At 52.7% G+C, this 20,893-nt stretch carries 15 protein-coding genes; 4 read left to right on the top strand and 11 right to left on the bottom strand.

The annotated features are described in order from the left end of the window. On the top strand, positions 1-299 hold a 299-nt coding region (locus tag AB1656_02865), incomplete at its 5' end, for an IS1634 family transposase (GenBank protein ID MEW6234305.1). Between the two features lie 192 nt (positions 300-491). On the opposite strand, the gene pnp is transcribed toward AB1656_02865, so the two are convergent. The 7 genes from pnp to nusA form a co-directional block, all read right to left on the bottom strand. Then, on the bottom strand, positions 492-2,834 hold the full coding sequence (pnp, locus tag AB1656_02860; protein MEW6234304.1) for a polyribonucleotide nucleotidyltransferase: 2,343 nt from the start codon (positions 2,832-2,834) through the stop codon (positions 492-494). A gap of 390 nt (positions 2,835-3,224) precedes the next feature. Further along, positions 3,225-3,494 carry a 30S ribosomal protein S15 gene (gene rpsO / locus AB1656_02855; protein ID MEW6234303.1) on the bottom strand — a complete coding sequence of 90 codons (270 nt, stop codon included), beginning with the start codon at positions 3,492-3,494 and terminating at the stop codon, positions 3,225-3,227. 134 nt (positions 3,495-3,628) lie between these two features. Continuing rightward, complete coding sequence (gene truB, locus AB1656_02850; protein MEW6234302.1) at positions 3,629-4,549, bottom strand: tRNA pseudouridine(55) synthase TruB; 921 nt, start codon at positions 4,547-4,549, stop codon at positions 3,629-3,631. A 15-nt stretch (positions 4,550-4,564) separates the two neighbouring features. Then, positions 4,565-4,939: a 30S ribosome-binding factor RbfA gene (rbfA, locus tag AB1656_02845; GenBank protein ID MEW6234301.1), complete on the bottom strand. Its 375-nt coding sequence runs from the start codon at positions 4,937-4,939 to the stop codon at positions 4,565-4,567. Positions 4,940-5,065: 126 nt separating this feature from the next. After that, complete coding sequence (locus AB1656_02840; GenBank protein MEW6234300.1) at positions 5,066-5,347, bottom strand: DUF503 domain-containing protein; 282 nt, start codon at positions 5,345-5,347, stop codon at positions 5,066-5,068. Positions 5,348-5,393: 46 nt separating this feature from the next. Beyond that, positions 5,394-8,030, bottom strand: coding sequence for a translation initiation factor IF-2 (gene infB / locus AB1656_02835; GenBank protein ID MEW6234299.1), 2,637 nt, complete (start codon positions 8,028-8,030; stop codon positions 5,394-5,396). A gap of 102 nt (positions 8,031-8,132) precedes the next feature. Next, the gene (gene nusA / locus AB1656_02830; protein ID MEW6234298.1) at positions 8,133-9,602 is read right to left on the bottom strand and encodes a transcription termination factor NusA; all 1,470 of its coding nucleotides are present in this window, start codon (positions 9,600-9,602) and stop codon (positions 8,133-8,135) included. Positions 9,603-10,002: 400 nt separating this feature from the next. Between nusA and AB1656_02825 the strand changes: the two genes are divergently transcribed. Beyond that, on the top strand, positions 10,003-12,801 hold the full coding sequence (locus AB1656_02825; GenBank protein MEW6234297.1) for a response regulator: 2,799 nt from the start codon (positions 10,003-10,005) through the stop codon (positions 12,799-12,801). Between the two features lie 249 nt (positions 12,802-13,050). Then, positions 13,051-14,361, top strand: a complete 1,311-nt coding sequence (locus AB1656_02820) for a response regulator (protein ID MEW6234296.1) — start codon at positions 13,051-13,053, stop codon at positions 14,359-14,361. 37 nt (positions 14,362-14,398) lie between these two features. Here the strand turns inward: AB1656_02820 and AB1656_02815 are convergent, their stop codons facing one another. The 4 genes from AB1656_02815 to AB1656_02800 all read right to left on the bottom strand — a co-directional run bounded on the left by AB1656_02815 (position 14,399) and on the right by AB1656_02800 (position 19,918). Next, positions 14,399-15,835: a hypothetical protein gene (locus AB1656_02815; GenBank protein MEW6234295.1), complete on the bottom strand. Its 1,437-nt coding sequence runs from the start codon at positions 15,833-15,835 to the stop codon at positions 14,399-14,401. 556 nt (positions 15,836-16,391) lie between these two features. Further along, positions 16,392-17,393, bottom strand: a complete 1,002-nt coding sequence (locus AB1656_02810) for a cobalamin-independent methionine synthase II family protein (protein ID MEW6234294.1) — start codon at positions 17,391-17,393, stop codon at positions 16,392-16,394. 195 nt (positions 17,394-17,588) lie between these two features. Then, positions 17,589-17,795, bottom strand: a complete 207-nt coding sequence (locus AB1656_02805; GenBank protein MEW6234293.1) for a hypothetical protein — start codon at positions 17,793-17,795, stop codon at positions 17,589-17,591. A gap of 287 nt (positions 17,796-18,082) precedes the next feature. Beyond that, complete coding sequence (locus tag AB1656_02800) at positions 18,083-19,918, bottom strand: alkaline phosphatase family protein (GenBank protein ID MEW6234292.1); 1,836 nt, start codon at positions 19,916-19,918, stop codon at positions 18,083-18,085. A gap of 160 nt (positions 19,919-20,078) precedes the next feature. Here AB1656_02800 and AB1656_02795 point away from each other — a divergent pair, with 160 nt between their 5' ends. After that, entirely contained in the window at positions 20,079-20,777 is a 699-nt protein-coding gene (locus AB1656_02795) for a hypothetical protein (protein MEW6234291.1), read from the top strand. Positions 20,778-20,893 lie beyond the last annotated feature (116 nt).

The following is a 20,893-nucleotide window of genomic DNA, read 5'->3' as shown; positions in this document are numbered from 1 at the left end:
ATCAAGCCTTTCAACCTTCCCTGTTCGACGAGCAAGATTTAGCGGAAATCCAAAGTCCGGACTATCCTGGCGAACGTTTGGTGGTTTGCTACAATCCGTTTCTGGAGGGGAGGCGCGCCCAAACGCGACAGGATTTGCTGGACGCCGCCGAAAAGGAATTGGCGAAAATATCCGCCGCGACGCAACGGGCGAAACGGCCGCTGCGAGGCCAAGATCGAATCGGCGTCCGCGTCGGGAAAGCGCTGGGCCGCTTCAAAATGGGGAAGCATTTATTTATCAACAGCCCCATAAAGCCTTGAAAATGATTTGGGGATAAAAGTCTCTTGAAAATCGGTGTTCAATATCGAACGGCTCATACGAAAAGCGCCGCTTCGCAGCGGCGCTTTCTTGATCGTATCAGGATTGAATAAACCGTTTCTTCGCTTTGTGGAATTCCCCTCGCCCTCTGCGAGAGTGCAAGGGTGAGGGATCAGCGATTCATGCGGCGCCTGTTACCGGTCGCCGTGGCCTCCACGTCCGCCTCGGTCGCGTCCGCCGCGATCATTGCGCCCGCCCCGGTCGCCGCGATCTCCCCGGTCGCGTCCGCCTCGATCCCCGCGGTCCCCGCCGCCGCTGCGTCCGCCCCGGTCGCCCCGGTCTTTGCCGCTGCTCATGGGAATGCGTCCCAGTTCCATATCGGCTTGCCTCTTGCTCAAGTTGATGCGTCCGAAATCGTCGATCTCGATCACTTTCACTTCCGTTTCGTCGCCTTCATTGAGCACATCTTCCACCCGGTTGATGCGATGTTCGCCGATTTCGGAAATATGAACCAAGCCTTCCTGGCCAGGCAGTACTTCCACGAAAGCGCCGAAGTTGACGATGCGCGTTACTTTGCCTTTGTAGATTTTACCGATTTCCACTTCTTCCGTCAGATAATCGATCCACTCTTTGGCTTTGTTTCCCGCCACTTCGTCCATCGAGGCGATAACGACGCGGCCGTCGTCGTCGATATCTATTTTAGCGCCGGTTTCGCTGATGATCTTGCGGATCATCTTGCCGCCGGGACCGATTACGTCTCGTATCTTATCCACGGGAATCGTCATAATCTGGATGCGCGGCGCGTAGGGGCTTAGGCGCTCGCGGGGAGAGGCGATCGCCTGTTCCATAATGCCCAAAATATGAATGCGTCCCTGCCGCGCCTGTTCCAAAGCTTCCGCCATGATAGAGCGGGAAACGCCTTCGATTTTCAAATCCATCTGAAACGCCGTAATGCCCTGGCGCGTTCCCGTCACTTTAAAATCCATATCGCCAAGGTGATCTTCGACGCCCAGGATATCCGATAGGATGGCGTAACGGTCGCCCTCTTTCACCAAGCCCATCGCTATGCCCGCAACGGGCGACTTGATGGGAACGCCCGCATCCATTAGGGAAAGCGTCCCGCCGCATACGCTGGCCATCGACGACGATCCATTGGATTCGAGAATCTCGGAGACGACGCGGATTGTATAGGGAAACGCCTCTTGTTCGGGGATCATCCTCGTCAACGAACGCTCCGCCAAAGCGCCGTGGCCGACTTCCCGGCGGCCTGGACTGCGCAAGGGACGCACTTCGCCGACGCTGTACGGCGGAAAGTTGTAATGCAGCATGAACTTCTTGAAATAATCTTCCGTCAAACCGTCGATTTTCTGTTCGTCGGATATCGTTCCCAGCGTCGTGGAAACCAGCGCTTGCGTTTGTCCCCGCGTAAATAGCGCGGAACCGTGCGCGCGGGGGATAACGCCCAACTCGCAGGTTATCGGACGGATTTCGTTGGGACGGCGGCTATCGCTGCGCAATCCTTCGTCCAGAATGCGGCGCCGCACGATCTCTTTTTCCAAGTCGTGCATGAAGGCGGCGATTTCCACAGAGATTTCAGCGATTCTTTTTTTGTAGATCAGCAAAGCTTCGGGATCGGCGACGGAGATTTCTCCCCGCTGAATGGCGGTTTGGCGTTCCACCTCTTTTTCCGCCAAAATGCGATCCGTAATGTCCTGCAACACGTCGTCCAACGCCGCTTGCCGTTCGTGTTTGTCCGGAATGATGTTGGCTTCCTTGATGCGCTCGGCGGCCAATTCCGCCACTCGCGCTTGAAGAGCGGCGTTTTTTTCCGGCGTCAGAAATTCTATCTTCGTTTTGCCGCACATTCGGCGGAATTCGTCGATGGCGTCGATTAACTCCCGCAAAGCGGATTGAGCCAGATCGAAGGCTTCCAGCAACGTCTCTTCAGAAACTTCCGCCGCGCCGCCTTCCACCATGACGATGGAATGGCGCGTCCCAGCGATGGTGAGATTCATGGAGCCGTCGGCGATTTGCTTCATCGTCGGATTGACGATCAATTGGCTGTCGCAGCATCCGATGCGCACGGCGCCGATGCCTCCCGAGAAGGGGATGTCCGAAATTTCCAACGCCGCAAAAGCGGCGATCATGGCGCAAATATCCGCCTCGTTTTCCGTATCGAAGGAGATGACGTTCAAGAGCACTTGCACTTCGCTATTGAAACCTTCGGGAAATAGCGGACGGATGGGACGGTCGATGCAACGGGATATCAGCGTCTCTCTTTCGGAAGGGCGGCCTTCTCGTTTGAAAAAACCGCCGGGGAATTTCCCTGCGGCGTACCGGCTTTCGCGGTAATCGACGGTCAACGGGAAAAAGTCAAGGCCTTCCCGCATAGGGGGGGCCATCGTCGCGGCGGCGAAAACCATCGTATCGCCGACGCGGCAGGTTACGGAACCGCCCGCCTGACGGGCGATGCGCCCGTTTTCCAGCGTCATTTCTTTTCCGGCGACGGTTCGGGTTAATGTGGTAATCTGATTCATCTGGGTTTTCCTTTCTTGATGCGGAAAATGAGCCGGATTCGCCTATTCGCTCGAGATTCTGAAGAAGGCTCATTTCCCTAGGCGCATTGATACGCCCACCGAGCGCGCCATAGGCGGAGGCGCTATACGAAACCCAGCGATTGCAAAAGCGGTTATTCGTTCCGAGGCGAGACGATTCGATCCCCAAATATCCGGTAAACCGAATCATTACGGAAAATGAAAAAAGCGGTATAAGGATGAGAGTAATTCGATTCCGGCATCACCCAGACTAGGGGGTGGAAGGTTTCCCGGAACCTTCAACCTCCTAATCGGGGTGGCGGAACGGATTATCCATAATCAAATCTCATGCCTCGTACCGCATACTTTCACAACGCAGGGCAAAAAAAGCGGCTAACGGCGAAGGCCTAACCTTTCGATCAATTGCCGATAACGGTTAATCTCCGTCCGTTTGAGGTAATCCAACAAACGCCGCCGGCGGCTTACCATCATCAATAATCCCCTTCGGGAATGATGATCTTTCTTGTGCAGCTTAAAATGTTCGGTCAGATTGCGGATTTTTTCCGAAAGAATAGCGATCTGCACCTCCGGCGAACCCGTATCCGATTCATGAATTTTGTATTCGCCGATTAGCTCTTGTTTACGATCGTTGGTGATGGACAAGGCTTTCACCTCCCTCCAGGAGTTTTTTTGTTATTCTAAATAAGGTATATTTTTTTCCAACCGCCCCAATCCCAATCCGGTTTTGGAGCGAGCGAAGCTCCCGCTGCGCCGCGGCTGCGACGATGCAGGAACCTTTATAATAATACTTTCACCGGCTGAATAACGTTTAGATTCCCGGCGAGATCGTCGACCTGCCTGGAATTCATAAGCGCTTTACCTACTCCGATGAGCGAACCGTCGCGAGTCGTCACCCTGACTAGCGATCCGGAATCGAAATCCCCGCTGCGCCGAGTGATAGAGCCGCCTGTGAGCGAACGCCCGCAATGGAGCGAAGCCTTTCCTTCCGAACCGACGGAGACGGAAGGCATCGATCCCAAAGCGTCATTCAATCCAACCAAGCGCTTCGCTACGTCATCGGGGGATTGAAGGCCATCCAAGTCCACAGCGCCGTCGAGATGAAAAACGCCGCATCGGACTCGGACGAGGCCGGACATTGCGGCGCCGCTTCCCAGCGCTTCGCCTAGATCGTGGCACAATGTCCGGATGTACGTTCCCTTGCTGCAGATCACCCGGAACTCGATTTCGGGCAAACGCATATTCAATAATGTTAAATCGTATATGGTAATTTTGCAAGGTTCGCGCTCGACTTCCACGCCTTGCCGCGCCAATTGATAAAGTCTTTTCCCTTTATGGTGCTTCGCGGAAATCATCGGAGGGGTTTGCATCGATTCGCCCGTATAGCGTTGGAAGATTTCCTGAATTTTCGCTTCGTCCAGCGTGGGAACCGGGACTTCCTCCACGATTTGCCCCGTCGTATCCTGGCTGTCGGTAACGATTCCCAGCGTCATCGTGACGGCGTATTCCTTATCCTGTGCGATGAGAAATTGCACGATTTTCGTCGCCTTGCCCAGACAGAGAGGCAAAACGCCGGTCGCCATGGGGTCCAAGGTGCCGGTATGTCCCACTTTTTTCATCTTGGCCGCCCGCCGAATGCGATCCACTACGTCGTGCGACGTTAGCCCAGCGGGTTTATTGATATTAAGGACTCCATCCATGGTTATCGGCGCTCTCTACTCGGAATCGATATCGTCTTGGATTTCAACGTGAAGGCGGTCTAAAATTCGCGTAATTCTTTCGGCTCGGTCGAGCGAATCGTCATAGCGAAAATCCAATTCCGGAATGCGCTTCAAACGGATTCGCGAATTCAGCAGTTTTCGAATCGCGCCGGAGGCGCGATGGACGGCTTCCAGCAATTCTTCCCGTCCGCCGCTTTTATGCAGAGTGATGAATACGATGGCGTGACTCAAGTCTTTTGCGGCGCGCACCTCGGTGAGCGTTATTTGCTTGAGCCGTTCGTCGTCGATTTCCGTGAGCAGGATATCCGCAATCTCTTCTTGCAGGAGCCTGTTCACTTGCGCGATGCGATAATTCTTTTTTTGCGTCATGATCCTTCGCCGTCTCAATTCGTTACAGCAGATGCGGATGTCGAGAAACTCATTGGCGAAAAAGACGAAAGACGCCGTGGCGCGAATCAAAAGACGGTTGAATTCGCCCTTTACAGCCTTGTTTCCTCAAAGATAATCGATCCAATGATCCGTTAAGACGATGGCGGGTTCCGTTTCGATCAGTTCCAAGATATGGTTGAATTCTCTTTCGATGGCCGCTCGCTGAGACGCCGCCATCGACATAGCGAGCACGCATGTTTGCCAGGTATTTTGTCCGTCGGTTTCGGCGAGAGAAACGTTGAATTTCCGGCGGATGCGGTCTTTCAGGCTCCGGACGGCTTGTCTTTTGTCTTTCAGGGAGCGGGACTGCGGTATATGCAGCGAGACCTCCAACACTCCAACGATCATTATCTCTACGCTCCAGGAAATCGACGCGGGGAGCGTTTGCCGCCGGCTACAGGGTAGGCGCTACCTCTTCCAACTCGTAGCATTCCACAACGTCCCCGACGCGGATATCGTTCCATTTCTCCAATCCAATGCCGCATTCATAGCCGGACGGGACTTCGCGGACGTCGTCCTTGAACCGCTTCAACGAGGACAATTTTCCTTCATGAATCACGACGGAATCGCGCAGCAGCCGCACCGGCGCGTTGCGCTGCAAATGGCCGTCCTGAACGAACGATCCGGCGATGCTGATCCCTCGCGAAAGACGAAAAACTTCGCGGATTTCGCCGCGTCCGAGTATCTTTTCCTTGAACGTTTTGTCCAACATGCCCGTCATGGCGTTCTTGATATCGGAGATGGCGTCGTAAATGATGCGATAGGTGCGAAGATCGACATGCTCCCGTTTGGCCAGTTCGGCGACTTGCGGATGCGGCCGCACATTGAAGCCGATGATGACGGCGTTGGAGGCCGAAGCGAGCATGACGTCGGATTCCGCAATCGAGCCGACGCCGCTGTGCAAAATATCGATGCGAACTTTTTCGCTTTCGATCTTGTTGAGGTTGTCGCAAACCGCGCCGACGGAGCCTTGCACGTCGCCTTTGACGATGATGCGCAGTTCCTTGATCTCGCCCTCTTCAATCTGCATGTGCAGGTCTTCCAGCGTAACGTGGCGCGTCCGCCGCAATTCGCGTTCGCGCTGAATCAGCCGCAGTTTGGCGCTCAATTGCTTAGCCTGATTGTCGTCCTTGACGACGATGAATGGGTCTCCCGCGCTGGGGACGTCCTCGATGCCGAGAATTTCTACCGGCCAGGAAGGACCTGCTTCCTGAATCGTCTCTCCTCGATCGTTAAGCATTGCCCGCACTCGCCCGGAATAAACGCCCGTTACGAAAGGTTCGCCGATCCGCAGCGTTCCTTGTTCAACCAAAACGGTGGCGACGGGACCGCGGCCTTGTTCCAGACGGCTTTCTATAATTGTCCCCCGTACGCGGCATTGAGGATCTGCATGTAATTCCAACAGTTCCGCCTGCAGCAGGATGCTTTCCAAAAGAGCGTCGATGCCGATTTTTTGCTTAGCGGATATGGGAACCATGACGGTGTTGCCGCCCCAATCTTCCGCTACCAATCCTTGTTCCGCCAATTGCTGCTTGACTCGTTCAGGATTGGCGCTGTCCAGATCGATTTTGTTAATAGCAACGATCATTGGAACGTCCGCCGCCTTGGCGTGAGCGATCGCTTCTTTTGTTTGCGGCATCACGCCGTCCGCTGCGGATACGACCAAAACGACGATATCCGTCACCATTGCGCCTCGCGCGCGCATGGTCGTAAAAGCTTCGTGGCCAGGCGTATCCAGGAATACGATATCGCCGCCCGCCGTTTTGACGTAATAGGCGCCGATGTGCTGCGTAATGCCTCCCGCTTCCTGGGAAACGACGTCCGTGCTGCGCACGGCGTCCAGCAGTTTCGTTTTGCCGTGATCGACGTGGCCCATAATCGTAACAACGGGCGGGCGGGGAATAGCCCGCGATTCGTCGGCGTCGTCTTCCCACGTTTCCGTAAAGATTTCATTGTCGAACATATCGATCTGCTCGACTCGGAAGCCGTAATCGTCCGCCACGATCTGAACCGTTTCCGCGTCGAGGCGCTGATTGATCGACGCCATCACGCCCAGCGAGATAAGTTTTTGAATGAGTTCGTTGACGGGAATATGCAGCCCGTCGGCGATATCGGCTACCGTCGTGGCGTCATGCACTTTCAAAATCGTGCTGTCCCGTTGCAGGCGCGTCTCTTCCGCCGCCATTTGCATTTCGCGCCGTTCGCGTTTTTCCCGCTTCCAGGCCCGCTTGCCTCTTCCCTTGGCGACAACCTCTCTTCTCCGTTCGGGCCGTATAACCGCCTCGGGCTTTTTGACTTCCACTTCCGCTTGGCGTTTTTGCTTGGCTTTGAGTTTTTGAATCTCGCGCCGGATCGCCTCGTCCTGGTCATGCTTAACGGCAATTTCCTTCTCTTTTTCAACGATAATTTCGAGAGGTTTCTCAAGGAGCGCCGTATCCATGACGCTGATGTCGATTTCGGGTGTTTCGATAATAATCTCAGGTTCGCCTTTCGGTTCTTTTTGGGGTTCCAGCCGGACGGATTTAGGCTTAGGCTTTTTCTGGGATGGCTTCGGACGCCGCCGATCGCCTCTTGCGGCGGCTTTTTCTTCCAAATCTTCTTTTATCTTTCCCGCCGCCGTCAAACCGATTCTCGGTTCGGGTCTCGACGGATATAGCGGAGCCGGGGGCTTCGGGGGAGCCGGTGGAACCTCCGCTTCTACGGTTGGAACGGCGCGAGATTCTTTGAGCGGTTCGCCGGCCGCTTCGACGACGGGGGAAGGCGCCGGACGAACGGCTTCTTCCTCCTCATGCATTTTTTCGGGAGAAGGCTTCCAGCCTTTCGGGCGGCGAATTTTGGCGAATTTGCTATCGGTCTTGGGAGCAGGTTCGTCTTCTTTTTCCAATTTGCCGAAATGTTGCAAAAGAAGTTCCATCGTGCCTTCATCCAGGGCAGAACTATGGCTCTTCCCCGAAACGCCGATCGAATCAAGGTAATCGAGAATATCCTTGTTTTTGAGACCGAATTTTTGTGCGATTTGATTGATTCTCATACTATCGATTTTATGAATCTCCCGCGACTTCGTTCGTCTTTTTCCGCAAGACGAAAATGCGCCGCGTTTTCTCTCTCAAAGAATCTATGCGGAAACGCCAGTTTATTGGTTATCCTGGTTGATGATTTCATCCTCCTGCGGGGCGGAATTCTCGGCTAATTCCACGGCTGGACTTGCTTTGTCTTTTTCCTCAAGGATTGCATCGGACGCTTCTTGCCTTGGTTGGTCCGCCTCCGATTCCTTCGTCTCGGCGATCGCTTCGCGTTTCGGTTCCGCTTCGCCAGTTTTTTCCTCCTTGGAAGAGACAGCTTCCTTTTTCTGGGGAGCGTTTTCTTTTTCTTCGATCCGTTTCTTGGTTTCCGCCAGAATGACTTCCGCCATTTTTTTATCGATTCCATCTACTCTGGTCAATCCCTCGACGCCCGCCTTGAGAATATCTTCGAAATTGAAGATGTCTCGCGTCAGCAAGGCGTCCAGCAAATTATCGTTGATCGAGGGGATGGCCAGGAGGCAGCGCTTAGCTTCCGCTTCCCTTTCCTCAATCTGCGATTCGGAAACGATATCGATCTCCACGCCCGTCAATTCCGACGCAAGTTTGGCGTTCAGGCCGTTTTTCCCGATCGCTAGGGCAAGTTCGTCGTCCCGTACAACTAGGAGGGCGCGGTTGTTCTTGTCGTCCAATTCCACGCTCTCGATATTGGCCGGCTTGAGGGAATTGGCGACGAATCGTTTTTTGTCGTCGCTGTATTCGATAATGTCGATCCGCTCTCCCCGCAATTCCTGAACCACCATCTGCACGCGCGAGCCTTTCATGCCCACGCAGGCGCCCACGGGATCCACGTCGTTGTCGGAAGAAAGCACCGCGATTTTGCTGCGCTTGCCCGCTTCCCGCGCCACCAACCGGATGCTGACCACGCCGTCGCGGATTTCCGCCACTTCCTGTTCGAAGAGTTTTACTACTAGGGCGGGAGTATTGCGCGAGAGAACAATTTGCGCATCCTTGGAGGATTTCCTGATTTCCGTAATGATGGCTTTGACGCGGTCTCCGTAGCGGTAGCGTTCTCCGGGGGGATGATCCTTGGGAGACAACACCGCCTCCGCATTGCCTAGATCGACGATGACGTTGCCTTTTTCGTATCGCTGCACCGTTCCGACAACCAAGTCGCCCGCCCGGTTTTTATATTTATCGTATATGACTTCGCGCTCCGCCTCGCGAATGCGCTGGGTAATCACTTGCTTCGCGCTTTGCGCCGCGATGCGGCCGAAATCGTCGGGCGTAACGTCGATGACCAGTTCTTCCCCGGGTTGTACGTCGTCTACGTACTGCCGCGCCTCCTCCAGGGAAATCTCCATATTTTCATCCTCGACCACCTCCACCACTTCCATGTTGGCGTAGATGCGGAATTCTCCCGTTTCCCGGTCGAGTTCCGCTTCCACGACATCCACGTCCGGCGGCAGCATTTTTTTCGATGCCGATATCAGGGCGGCTTCCAACGCATCGTACAGCGTTTCGATGGGGATATTCCGCTCCAGGCCGATGCGGTTCAGAATATCGAGGACCTCTTTGGACATTAGCTAAACTCCATGAAAACGAACGTTACGCGCCCTGGATTCCCGTCACAGGTCAAAGCGTTCTTTTTCTCGCGGTCAATGGGAAACCAAAGGCTGTTGACGTAAAAAAGGCGGGGAATCTCCCCACCTTTCTTCATCTTCTCAGTATAACACTATTAATATTGTGGACAAGTGGCGGATAGTTTTTTTGAATCGCGGCGTACGACGATTCTTTCGCTATACCTTATATAAACAAGATATCGTGCATATCGTTCGTCATGGATTATGGCATTGAAGCGGAAAAGGCGCGAACTTTTTTTGTGGCGAAATTCAAGACTAAAACCTGCCAATTTCCCTTAATCTATATTATATTCTCGCCAAGGCAGCGAGAACTCCTATCTTTTCCAAGGAATAACAACCCATGAAGAACGCCACCGGTCTCATCTTAACGCTTCTGTTGGGATTGATCGGAATTGTAGCGGTTTCGCAAATTCTCTTCTACCAAAGCGTGATCCGTCAAATCACGGCATTCGGAGAAACCAATAGCGAGGAGCTGCGAAAGCGGGAAGAAAATAACGCCAGAAATATCTTTCTCTCCGTTGAGCGCGCCACGGCGGGTTCCCTCGAACGCGGGGAAATGGCCAAGTTCGCCCGTCTCTTGGAAGCGCAAAAGAAAATCGAAGGATTGCTTGAGTTCTCCCTCTACGATCGAAAAGGAATCGCAACCCATTCCTCGGATCCTTATTATATTAGCAGCCGCCTTCCTCAAGAACTCAAAGAACAATTGTTCCATCGTCCCGACATGCTTCTTCGCTATACCAACGATGCCTTCGAAATCTATCAACCTCAAATGGTAGTCGAAGACTGCATCCGCTGCCATACCGATTGGAAAAAGGGAGAGATCGGGGGCGTTACCTATTTTCGCTTCTCCAAAGAAGCCTTGAAGAATTCCGAAAAAAGAACGGAAGCCGCCATCTTCAATATGAAAAAGGCGACGTTCCACAATTCCTTGTTGACGATATTCGTTATCGTCGCCGCTTCCATCTATCTGGGAATTCGTTTTTATAAAATCAATTTCGATTTATCCGCCCTGGCCTCGGAATTAGATAAACGAGTCAAAGAACGGACGGCGGAACTCTCCCGAGTCAACGACGAATTGATGATATCCATCGAGGAACAAAAACGGGCGGAAGTGGAAATCCGCCAAGCCAAAGAAGCCGCAGAAAAAGCCAATCGCGCCAAAAGCGAATTTCTCGCCAACATGAGCCATGAAATCCGAACGCCCATGAATGGGATTATCGGCTTGACGGATTTAACTCTCCACACGAATCTCACTCCCAAACAACGGGAGAATTTAATCTACGTCAAAGATTCGGCGGATTCTTTGCTTCAGATCATTAACGACATTTTGGATTTTTCCAAAATCGAGGCGGGAAAATTCGAAATTCATCCCATCGAATTCGAATTGCGGGATATGATGCACGATACCGCCCGTACGTTGGCCGTCCGCGCCCACGAGAAGGACCTCGAGTTGTTATGCCATATTGCTTCCGACGCGCCCAATGCCTTGGTCGGCGATCCCGTCCGCCTGCGTCAGATCGTCATCAACCTAGCGGGGAACGCCATCAAATTCACCGAAGCCGGCGAGGTGCTGATTCTGGTGGAAGTCGAGGAATCGGCGATCGATCATGTCCGTCTCCACTTCAAAATTTGCGATACCGGCATCGGCGTTCCCCCGGAACGGCGCGAAGCCATTTTCAAAGCGTTCGAACAGGCGGACAGCTCCACCACCCGCAAATATGGCGGCACGGGATTGGGCCTGGCGATCTCCATGCAACTGACGCATAAAATGAACGGGCAGCTCTGGGTGGAAAGCCCCAATCCCCTCAAACGGATTTCCAGCGAATACCCCGGCAGCGTATTTCACTTCACAGCTCAATTCGGATTGTCGGCGAATGTCCAGCCCCCGCTTTTGCCTTCGCGCTTCGACTTGCAAAATCTCTCCGTTCTCATCGTGGACGACAACGCAACCAACCGCATAATTCTTAAAGAAATGGCGGAAGGGTGGGGAATGAAGCCCACTCTGGCCGAGGATGCTTTTTTCGCTTTGATGGAAATGGAAAAAGCGGATGCTCTCCACCAGCCGTTTCCATTGATCATAACGGATTTCAATATGCCAGTGATGGATGGATTCGGCCTGGCGGAAAAAATCCGCTCCCATCCGCAATGGAATAACGTTTTGATCTTGATGCTCTCCTCCACGAGCCTGTTTCTCGACGACGAAAAATGCCGCCAGTTCGGCGTGTCCTCCGTTCTTCTCAAGCCCGTCAAACAATCCGAACTGTACAACGCCATCCTCGCCCTCTTTCAACAATCGGAGGAGAGAATCGAATGGCGCCCTCTTTATGATCGAAGCGCCGAAGACGCCAATTTCACCCCGCTTCGCATCCTTCTTGCGGAAGACAACGCCATCAATCAACGAGTCGCCGTAGGAATCCTTGCCGATGCCTGGGGCCATGATGTCGTAACGGTTAAAAACGGCCGCGAAACGCTCGATCTGCTCGACAAGGAATCTTTCGACTTAGTGTTGATGGATATTCAAATGCCGGTGATGGATGGATTCGCCGCCACGGCGGTGATCCGAGAACGGGAAAAAAGCGAAAACAAACATACCCCCATCGTCGCCATGACCGCTAACGCCATGAAAGGGGATGAGGAACGATGTTTGGCCGCCGGCATGGACGGTTACGTTTCCAAACCCATCAATCCCCAAAAACTGCGGGAAGCTATCGGCGCTTTGTTCTTAGAACCGCAAGTGAAGACGGGAAAAGTCGCGCCTTCCATAAGCGGAGTCGATAAGGAAACGAATGGCGAAAAGATCGTCGATAAAGAAACGCTCTACGATTGGTATGGTGGAGATACGGGGATAATCAAGGAACTGCTTGAAATCTATTTTACGGATGCGCCGGCCATGCTTTCCGAAGTCAAGCAATCCATTGAGAAAAACGATAGCCAAGCCCTGGATAAATCCGCCCACGCCCTGAAGGGAGCTGTCGGCGCTTTTCAAGCGGCTAAAGCGATGGATGCCGCATTGGCCTTGGAGCGATTGGGAAAAGAGAATTCCTTCGACGGCGTGGAAAATGCTTTTGCCGATTTGGAAAGAGAAATGAGCCGCCTAGACGAGGCGCTGAAGCGATTCCGCCAAGAACTCGAAGCGTAAAAATTCGACGCCGCCGCTACGACGCGCTTTGAATACTCTTTTTAGGAGTCTTAATTGAAAAAATCGCGCATTTGGCATTGTCTTTACTTTTCGCGAAAGAACGACGCCGATAAGATAGCTCGTCGTTTCGAAACAATAGAATAGTACCCCTGCCTCATGGCGGGAAAATCCGATTCTCTACTTGGGGAATGCAGCGCCGTCCACGGCTTCGGCTTGATGGAGAATGAGGAGTCGAGAGGAATAGCGCCAATGAATCTTTCCAAATATTCCTTTTTAATCGTCGACGATGTTCGCCTTTGCCGCTTGAACGTCATGGGCATCTTGAAGAATTTGGGCTGTCAAACCATTCATTCCGCTAACACCGGCCTTGAAGCCTTATCGATTCTGGAAGACAAAAACCGCCCTGTGGATTGCGTGATCGCCGATTTCAAAATGCCGGATATGAACGGGCTTCAACTGCTTAAAGCCATTCGTTGCGGCGAAAAAAACCTCCGCCGCGACCTGCCCGTCGCCATGCTGACGGGTTGCGGCGACGAAGGCCTTGTTGGTTTGGCGCTGCAGCTGGACGTAAACGCCTTTATACTCAAGCCCGCCTCGAAAAATAACTTGTCGGCCCGCTTGGAGAGCATTTTCTCCGACGACCAACAACGCGAAGCCTGGATTCGCGAAATTCCCGTCTACCAATCGATCGAGGTGAACGCTCCCGTCGCCGATCTATTAAAAGACGATCCCTCCAGCCTTCCTCCAATGGAAAAGGCGCCTATTTCCATCGCGCCGGGCGAAGCGCATTTCCGCATCGATTCGGTCCCCGAAAATTACCCGCTGAGCCGCGATATACGATCCAAAAACGGACGCATCCTCTATCCCGCGGGCGCCATTCTCACCAGCCGCCACCTCACCCGGCTCAAGGGATTGAAGGACTTGGATTTCTGGGATGGCAACGTGTGGATTAAAGCCGAACCGCCGAAAACGGATTCCGGCCAAATGGAAGCCTCTTCCCGCGGGGAAGAGGCCAATCGCCTTTCTTCCCCAAGCGCGGATTCCTCACCCAAAATCAGCACCTTCGCCCGGCTGGGAAAATTGAACTCGGGGGCGGTTGTGAATTGTTGGCGCTGCGAAAATTCCTTCGCGCCCAGCGTGGAAATCCTCCGGCGTCACAATCGTTCCGAATTGATGGCTTTGCTTTGTCCCGAATGTCTGGCGCGCGATAACGATCTCCTTTGCGCTTGCGTAAAATACATGATCGTCAAAGGCGGATTTCCCCAACCGGTCGACAAATTCGTCAGCGCTTTTTGGGAACGGGACCCCGCAATGCGCCCCAATAAAGAAGACCCCTTCGAAACCCTGCGCACAACGTACAAGGACGATCCACTTACGGATAAAGATATTCTGAATTGGGTGCAAAAAAATTACTTCACCCTCAATCTAATCACCAAACAAGTCGAATGCATGATCGACCGCATCATGACGGACCCGGAACGAGTCCGCCTATTAGGCAAGGAAGGCCTGGCCGCCAGAGAAATGGCGGCCAAGCGCGCGCTGCATCAGGCGAAGAGTTGATAGGCGCGGCGCCCCAGCGCCAAAGCCCCCGCCGTATTCATCGAAAGCGCATAGAAAACACGTCGGCGTCCTTCAGGATAAAGCGAATTCTCACGATACGCCCCGCTAGCGCGCTGACGTCGGAAGCGCCCTTCCACGTTACGGCGCGTTCAATCCGATCGCCGACGATCTCGTCCGCTTCGTCGCGGCTGTAGCCGGGGATGGGCTTCCCCTCCGCGTCCTGCAATTCCACCCACACGCTCCCGGCGGCGGATGTCGAATAATTGATGATTAATTCGCGGCCTTTAAATCGCAACGGCTTCGAAACCATCTCCCCTCCGGCGTATCCGGCGTGGAGAGAAGCGAAGCCGTCGCAGCGCAGTGAGAAGCGTTCGAGATGATGGGATGGTTGGCCGTAATCTCTCTGGATGTAGAAAGACATTTCTTCCGCGCTTGTGGGAACGACTCCATAAGCGGAATAATTCGTGCGCGAAGACCAATTGTTCATTCCCAATCCCGGCCGAACGAAGCCATCCATAAAAGTTCTGTCATAGGCCGTTCCGCCATGGCTGGTCATGAATACGGTTTCCGAGCAATCGCCGGAATATCCCGCTTCGCCGCCCATTTGTTCGAATTGTTCCTTAGTCAACACTCTCCGGCCCGGCATGAAGCGCGCGGGCATAGCGATATAGATCTGCGGCGCGCGAAAGTAAGGCCGCGTTTGGTTGGTGTAGAGATGTTCGCGAGGAGTATCTCCAAAACTCATTTCGACGGGTTCGCTCCAATGAATGAAATCTTTCGACGTACAGCGGCTCACCGTTCGATATCCTTTAAACTCGCCTTGGCTCCACGTGCGGAAATAGCAGGTGTAGAGATTTTCCGCTTCCGACCAGAAGACGACGTTTTGGGAATCGAACGCTCCTTTCGTGATGACGGGTTTATCTTGCCATTTCTTCCAATGAATCCCATCGCCGGAGACGAAGGCGCAGAGACCGGTTTTCTGAGTTCCCGCCAAGGCTTTAAATCGCTCCTCAGCGGGAGTATCGGGTCGCGAATCCAAGAATGGGCAAAAATTATGGGAAAACGGGGCCATGCCTTTTAAGATTACATTGTTTTCCCGCGTCCCATTTGTGTCGAAAATCCCCAGCTTCGGCTTCGTCCAGGCGATCCCATCGCGGCTTTCCGCGTAACAAGTAACTTCGTTGTCGCTTCCATCTCCTCCCGAAACCGGCATGCCGCGATAGTACATCCGGAAAAGACTGTCGTCTTGGAAAACAGTGACATAGCCTGCATATCGTCCTTCCCAAGGATGATCGAAGCGCAAAACCGGCCCGCGCGGCCAGGGCGATTGCAGCCGCAGCTCCGCATGGCGCATTTCGCCGACCAGATAGGAATCGGCGAACAACTCCAGCCGGGAACCGATATCCATAACGTTCTCCGCAGCCCCCGCTAACGATCCGATCGTTAAAAACAAAACTACGGCGAGTATTACCATTGTCTTATCCTTTGCAAAATCAATTAGAATCGGCGTTAATTCCATTTTGAAACGGATAATCAATAAACGGAAGATTTCTGTCTTAGTCTGAACGTTTTGTCCGATTATGAACCTCCACTGTTTCGAATTTAAGACAAATCCAGCGCCACCGCCAATTGGATTCAAAGAACACTATATTGGGCTGGTTTAACCTAAAGCCATTATAATCAATATGTTATAATAAAATATCTCTGCAGGATCAAATATTGCCGTTAACTTGGCACGATATCTGCATTTAAAGAAAGCATCATTAATAATTAAGAAAGAAAACGAACGACATAGACATAAACATTCTCCCCAAATCAATGCGAAAACTTTTTTTCGCACTTTCCTCCCCAAGCCCGGTGTCCCCAATTACATCGGGCCTTTTTTTTGTTTAATGCGCATTTTCCTAAAGATTTGGCGGGCTACACTTCGCTTTGAGCCAATCCTACTGTTCTCTACCTAAAAGATCAAAGGCAGGCTTCGCTATGCCTTTGCCACCCGGCCGTAGCCCACCCTTCTCTAAACTGAACCGCTAAAATCCTTCGAACAAATCCCTGCCCTTAACTAAAGCGCGCATTTTGCCATCGGCCACACTGCGTTGCAGCATCCAAAATCCACAATCGGGATGAATATACTTCAAACGCTCCGCGCCGACGGTTTTAACGATTTTTTCCACTCGCTCCGCGATGAGGTCGGGCGATTCGATTTCGTTGTCCTTGATATCGACGACTCCGGCGCCCAGCCCAATGGCGGGATTCAAATCCTTGAACGCTTCCAACTCGCCATAGCCCCGGCGGGCGAATTCCAAAACCAGATGATCCGCGCGCAAGGTATTCAAAAAGGGCAGCAAGTTTTTCCAAAAGCCTTTCTGCACCGTCTGCCCGCCGTAATTTCCAAAGCAGACGTGAATCGCCTTCTGCGCCGATAGGCCGTCCAAGACGTGATTTAACGCTTCGGCGGCCCAGACGGCATCCTCTGGATGTCCGCTGATATTGGCTTCGTCAAGTTGGATAACATCGGCGGGAATATCCTGCAATTGCTTCCGCAATGCTGCGGCGATATCCATCGCTAGGGTTTTGCCGTCCCGGTAATAGGCGTCGGTTAAGACCTTAGCCAGCATGTGCGGTCCCGTACAAGTGAATTTCAGCGGATGATTCGTCAAAGACCTTACGAAAGCGAAATCGTCCGGCAGATTCAAGCAACCTTCCCCGATCTTTCCGATGACAATCCCCGCTGGGCGCAGGCGGTATTCCATGCCCGGGATGGCGCGAAAGCGTACGATATCCTCGCGGGAAAAACGAGTCTGTACGCCATCCATGCGCGAGACGAAATAGTCGATCATACCGTTGGTTTCGGGATGGCTGGGATCGAAACGGTTCAACTCGCCGTCGCTAATCAAATCCAATCCCGCCAATTCCTGCGTTTTGAGTACTACCATCACGGCGTCTCTTAAAACCATACGGGACGTATTTCCAAGCAACCAACTCGGAACGGGGTAGCTGCCGACGACGGTGGTTTTGATCGCATGATTCATGATTAGTTTCCTTTGGGCTTAATCAAGTAACGAACGGATTTAAATTGTAGGATGGGTCGCGCCGTTTGACCCATCAATTATTTCATCTCTTACATCGATGGATCAAAAAACGCGATCCATCCTACTTTTCTCAAGGGTGTGGTGGGCTATGCTTCGCTTTGAGCCCACCCTACAGTTCTCTGCCACCCGCCCATATTATGGATACCGATTATTTTCATCGTCCCCCTGGCGCTTGATCCACCAATGCAATCCCCAAACGTCCCCCAGAAAAAAAAGGAAAATTATCAGAATCAGCCAAGGATTGAAAAATCCCCAAAAATGATGCGCCAATAAAATATAAACGATGAGATAGAATCCCCCGGCTACTGCCGAACATTTCAACCATTCCCTTTTTTTATCCATCGCGACGATTTCCTATAAAACCAATGATGAGTGATGAGCCTCCTTACTGAGGAAAGGCTATCAACGATTGAAGGATGAAAAACCCTGCCGCCCCACCGTTGAAACGGTGGGCTATTGTAGTTAGCCCCTTTAAAGGGGCATTTTATAATAGCCCAGCCTTTCAAGGCTGGGATGATAATGTACAATGACGACTTACCCTAGCCACACCGCCTTTTGAGCTTATTTTATTCGACTTAATAAAAGCGTTTTCTTAGGAGAATTAGAAATTCAACGAGATTCATCATTCATCATTCAATATAACCCACGCTGCGCAATCGCTCTAGGTAGGATTCCATCGGCGTTATAATTTCTCCTTCTTGGAAATGAGACGGCTCGTAGCGATCGACGTAAACCGGCTTCTTATCCACCGCCAGGGCTTCCTCCAGAATCCGGCCCGTCATCTCTCGGCTGATGGGAAGGCTTAACAAATAGAGAATCGTCGGCGCGATGTCCAACAGATTCGCTTCCATCAACTTGGCCCCACGTTTGACGTCTTGTCCCGCCAAAATCACGATCCCCGCCGGATCGTGCTCGCCGGAAAATGTCCGAGAGAAGAAAAAGGAGGATGTAGGATACGATCGATCGGCGATGGCGATGGATTCATGCTGCAAAAGAGGCGAATCGGGATTCCAGGTCAGCGAAAAATCGGTATGCGCCCAAATCTTTCCCTCTTCTTCCCGCACTTGGAACAAAGGCTCCTGGCTATCCGAAAAACGAACCGCTTCGATCTTTTCCAACCACGGTTTTAACTCATGGCCAGCGCGAATCGGTTCGAGGATCAATTGCCGGTTAACGAAAGCATAATGGAAAAGCCCTTCTGCGCCCAGCGCCCGCAAAAACTTGGCCGCATCCAAAAAAAACTGGCGCGGCAACGCCGTATCCGCTTTCATGCCGTGATCCGACAGAATTACGATATTGGCGGAGAGAGGAAACACGGATAGAATGCGCCCCAGGGCTTGATCGGCTTCCTGGTAGTAATCTTCTATGATATGGCGGAAGCGGGAGGATTCGGCGATGGGACCATCGAACGATTCCGGTTTCATGGAGTGCCAGAAGCGATGCCCTAATTTATCCGTCCCGTAAAGGGAAAAAGCCGTAACATCGGGCCGGTATCGGCGCATGAGGGCGATATACAAGTCGGTTTGCAGCCGGACTTCGGCTAGCATCTTTTCGGCTAAATGGGCTTCCTCCGACAAACCCCATCCGTCGCGAAGATAAAACCAGAGCATCTTCTCCACAGCTCGCAGCCCGGCGCCCCGCCTGGCGCACCGAAACAGCGCCGTCAGGGGGCTATATTTTCTCCCATCCCGTCCCTGTTCCAAAACGATCTCCTGCAAACAGGCGTATTCCGGAGGATAAGCCGCAGGACTTCGCGCCATCCAGGAAGGAACTTCAAAGGAAAAAGGATCGCCCGGCGGCCAGGTCAATAACCATCCGAACAATCCTACTCTCAATCGATTCGAGCGGCATAAATCCCAAATCCTAGGCGCTTTTAAATCGGCCCGGGTGGAAAAGAATCCCGTGACGCCGTGCTTATCCGGCGGCAAACCTGTTGAAATCGACGCCCATAAAACCGGCGACGTCATAGGATCTAGGCTATGCAAAATCCCCCTCGATCCTGCTTGGCTCAATCGGCGAAGGGTTGGAAGTTTCTCCGCTTCCATCAGTGGATCTATGAGAGTCCATGTCGCTCCATCCAAACCGAATACGGCTAAGCGGGGAGCGCGATCGTCGATAAGGGATTGATTATGATAATAAGACTCTGCGGATAACAGAGAATAAGCGATGACCGCAAAAGCCATTATACCGCCAGATAATTTTTGAGAGCCAACAAAACGGATGATAGCATCCAGGCGGGAACGGAACGATTCTATCGAAGCGGCCGCCAAATACATCGCGGCCAATCCCAGCCAAAGAATTGCGCCAATTACAGCGCCGATTGCCGTAAATAAAAAAGGAACGCTGTCGGCAAAGTTGGGATTGGAAAAACGGATGGCGAGGCAAAACGCCAGAAAAGCCGCCGCCGGAAGCCATAAGCAAAAACGGATCGAAGCGGCTATCGGCGCTCGTTGGAGATATTTCATCGCCAGCTCCCTAAAATGGAATGATGTCAATGCAAAAAAAACTCGTCATAAGAACATCATCGAGTATATCCTACGATTGATTATCCTAAAAACGGCAGTTGAAAATAAAATAATAGGATGCAAGATGAAAGAAAGAAGGTAGATAGAGGGGAGAAGACGAATGGAAGCGATTCACCCAGAGGGTGAGAGAGGATTAATCCCCTGCGAGAACGAAAAGACCTCGTTGTTCGCCGACACGTATGGGGGAAGAATTCATGTGGAATGGGACGAGCAAGGGAAGGTGACGGCGTTAGGGCAATTGCCGTTTTTTATAGATTTTTTGAAGACGGGGGATTTATTTGAGCCGTGGGTCAAGGATTGTCCCTTGACGTATACGAGTCCTAACGCGCCCTCCAAAACCGATGTATTGGGGACGCTCTTGTTGTCGGTTCTCTCCGGCCATACGCGGTACGCGCATATCAACGCCATTCGTTTCGATTCGGTCAATCCGGAATTGTTGGGGATGGGAAAGGTGGTAAGCGAGGACTCGGTGCGCCGGGCGTTTCAAGGGGTGGAGGAGGCCGCCTGCCGGGAATGGCTTCAAACCCATTTGCGCCGTGGTTACGAAGCGTTGTTGTACGAGCCATGGATATTGGACATGGACGGGACGGTGAAGACGGTGCATGGCAAGCAGGAGGGAGCGGCGGCGGACTATAATCCGCATAAACCGGGCCGCCCTTCCCATGTGTATCAAACCTACATCATCGCCAATCTGCGGTTGGCAGTGGACGTGGAAGTGCAGCCGGGGAATCAAACGGCCGCTTCCTATGCGCAGCCCCGTTTGTGGTCGTTTTTGGACAGTCTGCCGAAGGCGGTGTAGAAAAACCCATTATAAAAAATCATAAGGGACACCCATTTTCCCGCAGCAGAAAGGCTGTGAAGGGGTCGATCATGATTGGAAACGATCAGGAGGCCCCACATGACCCAACTCAAGGA

Source organism: Candidatus Omnitrophota bacterium (assembly GCA_040755155.1).
Lineage (GTDB): Bacteria > Hinthialibacterota > Hinthialibacteria > Hinthialibacterales > Hinthialibacteraceae > JBFMBP01.
Note: the sequence above shows the minus strand (reverse complement) of the source record. Positions and strands in the feature narration are given on the sequence as shown.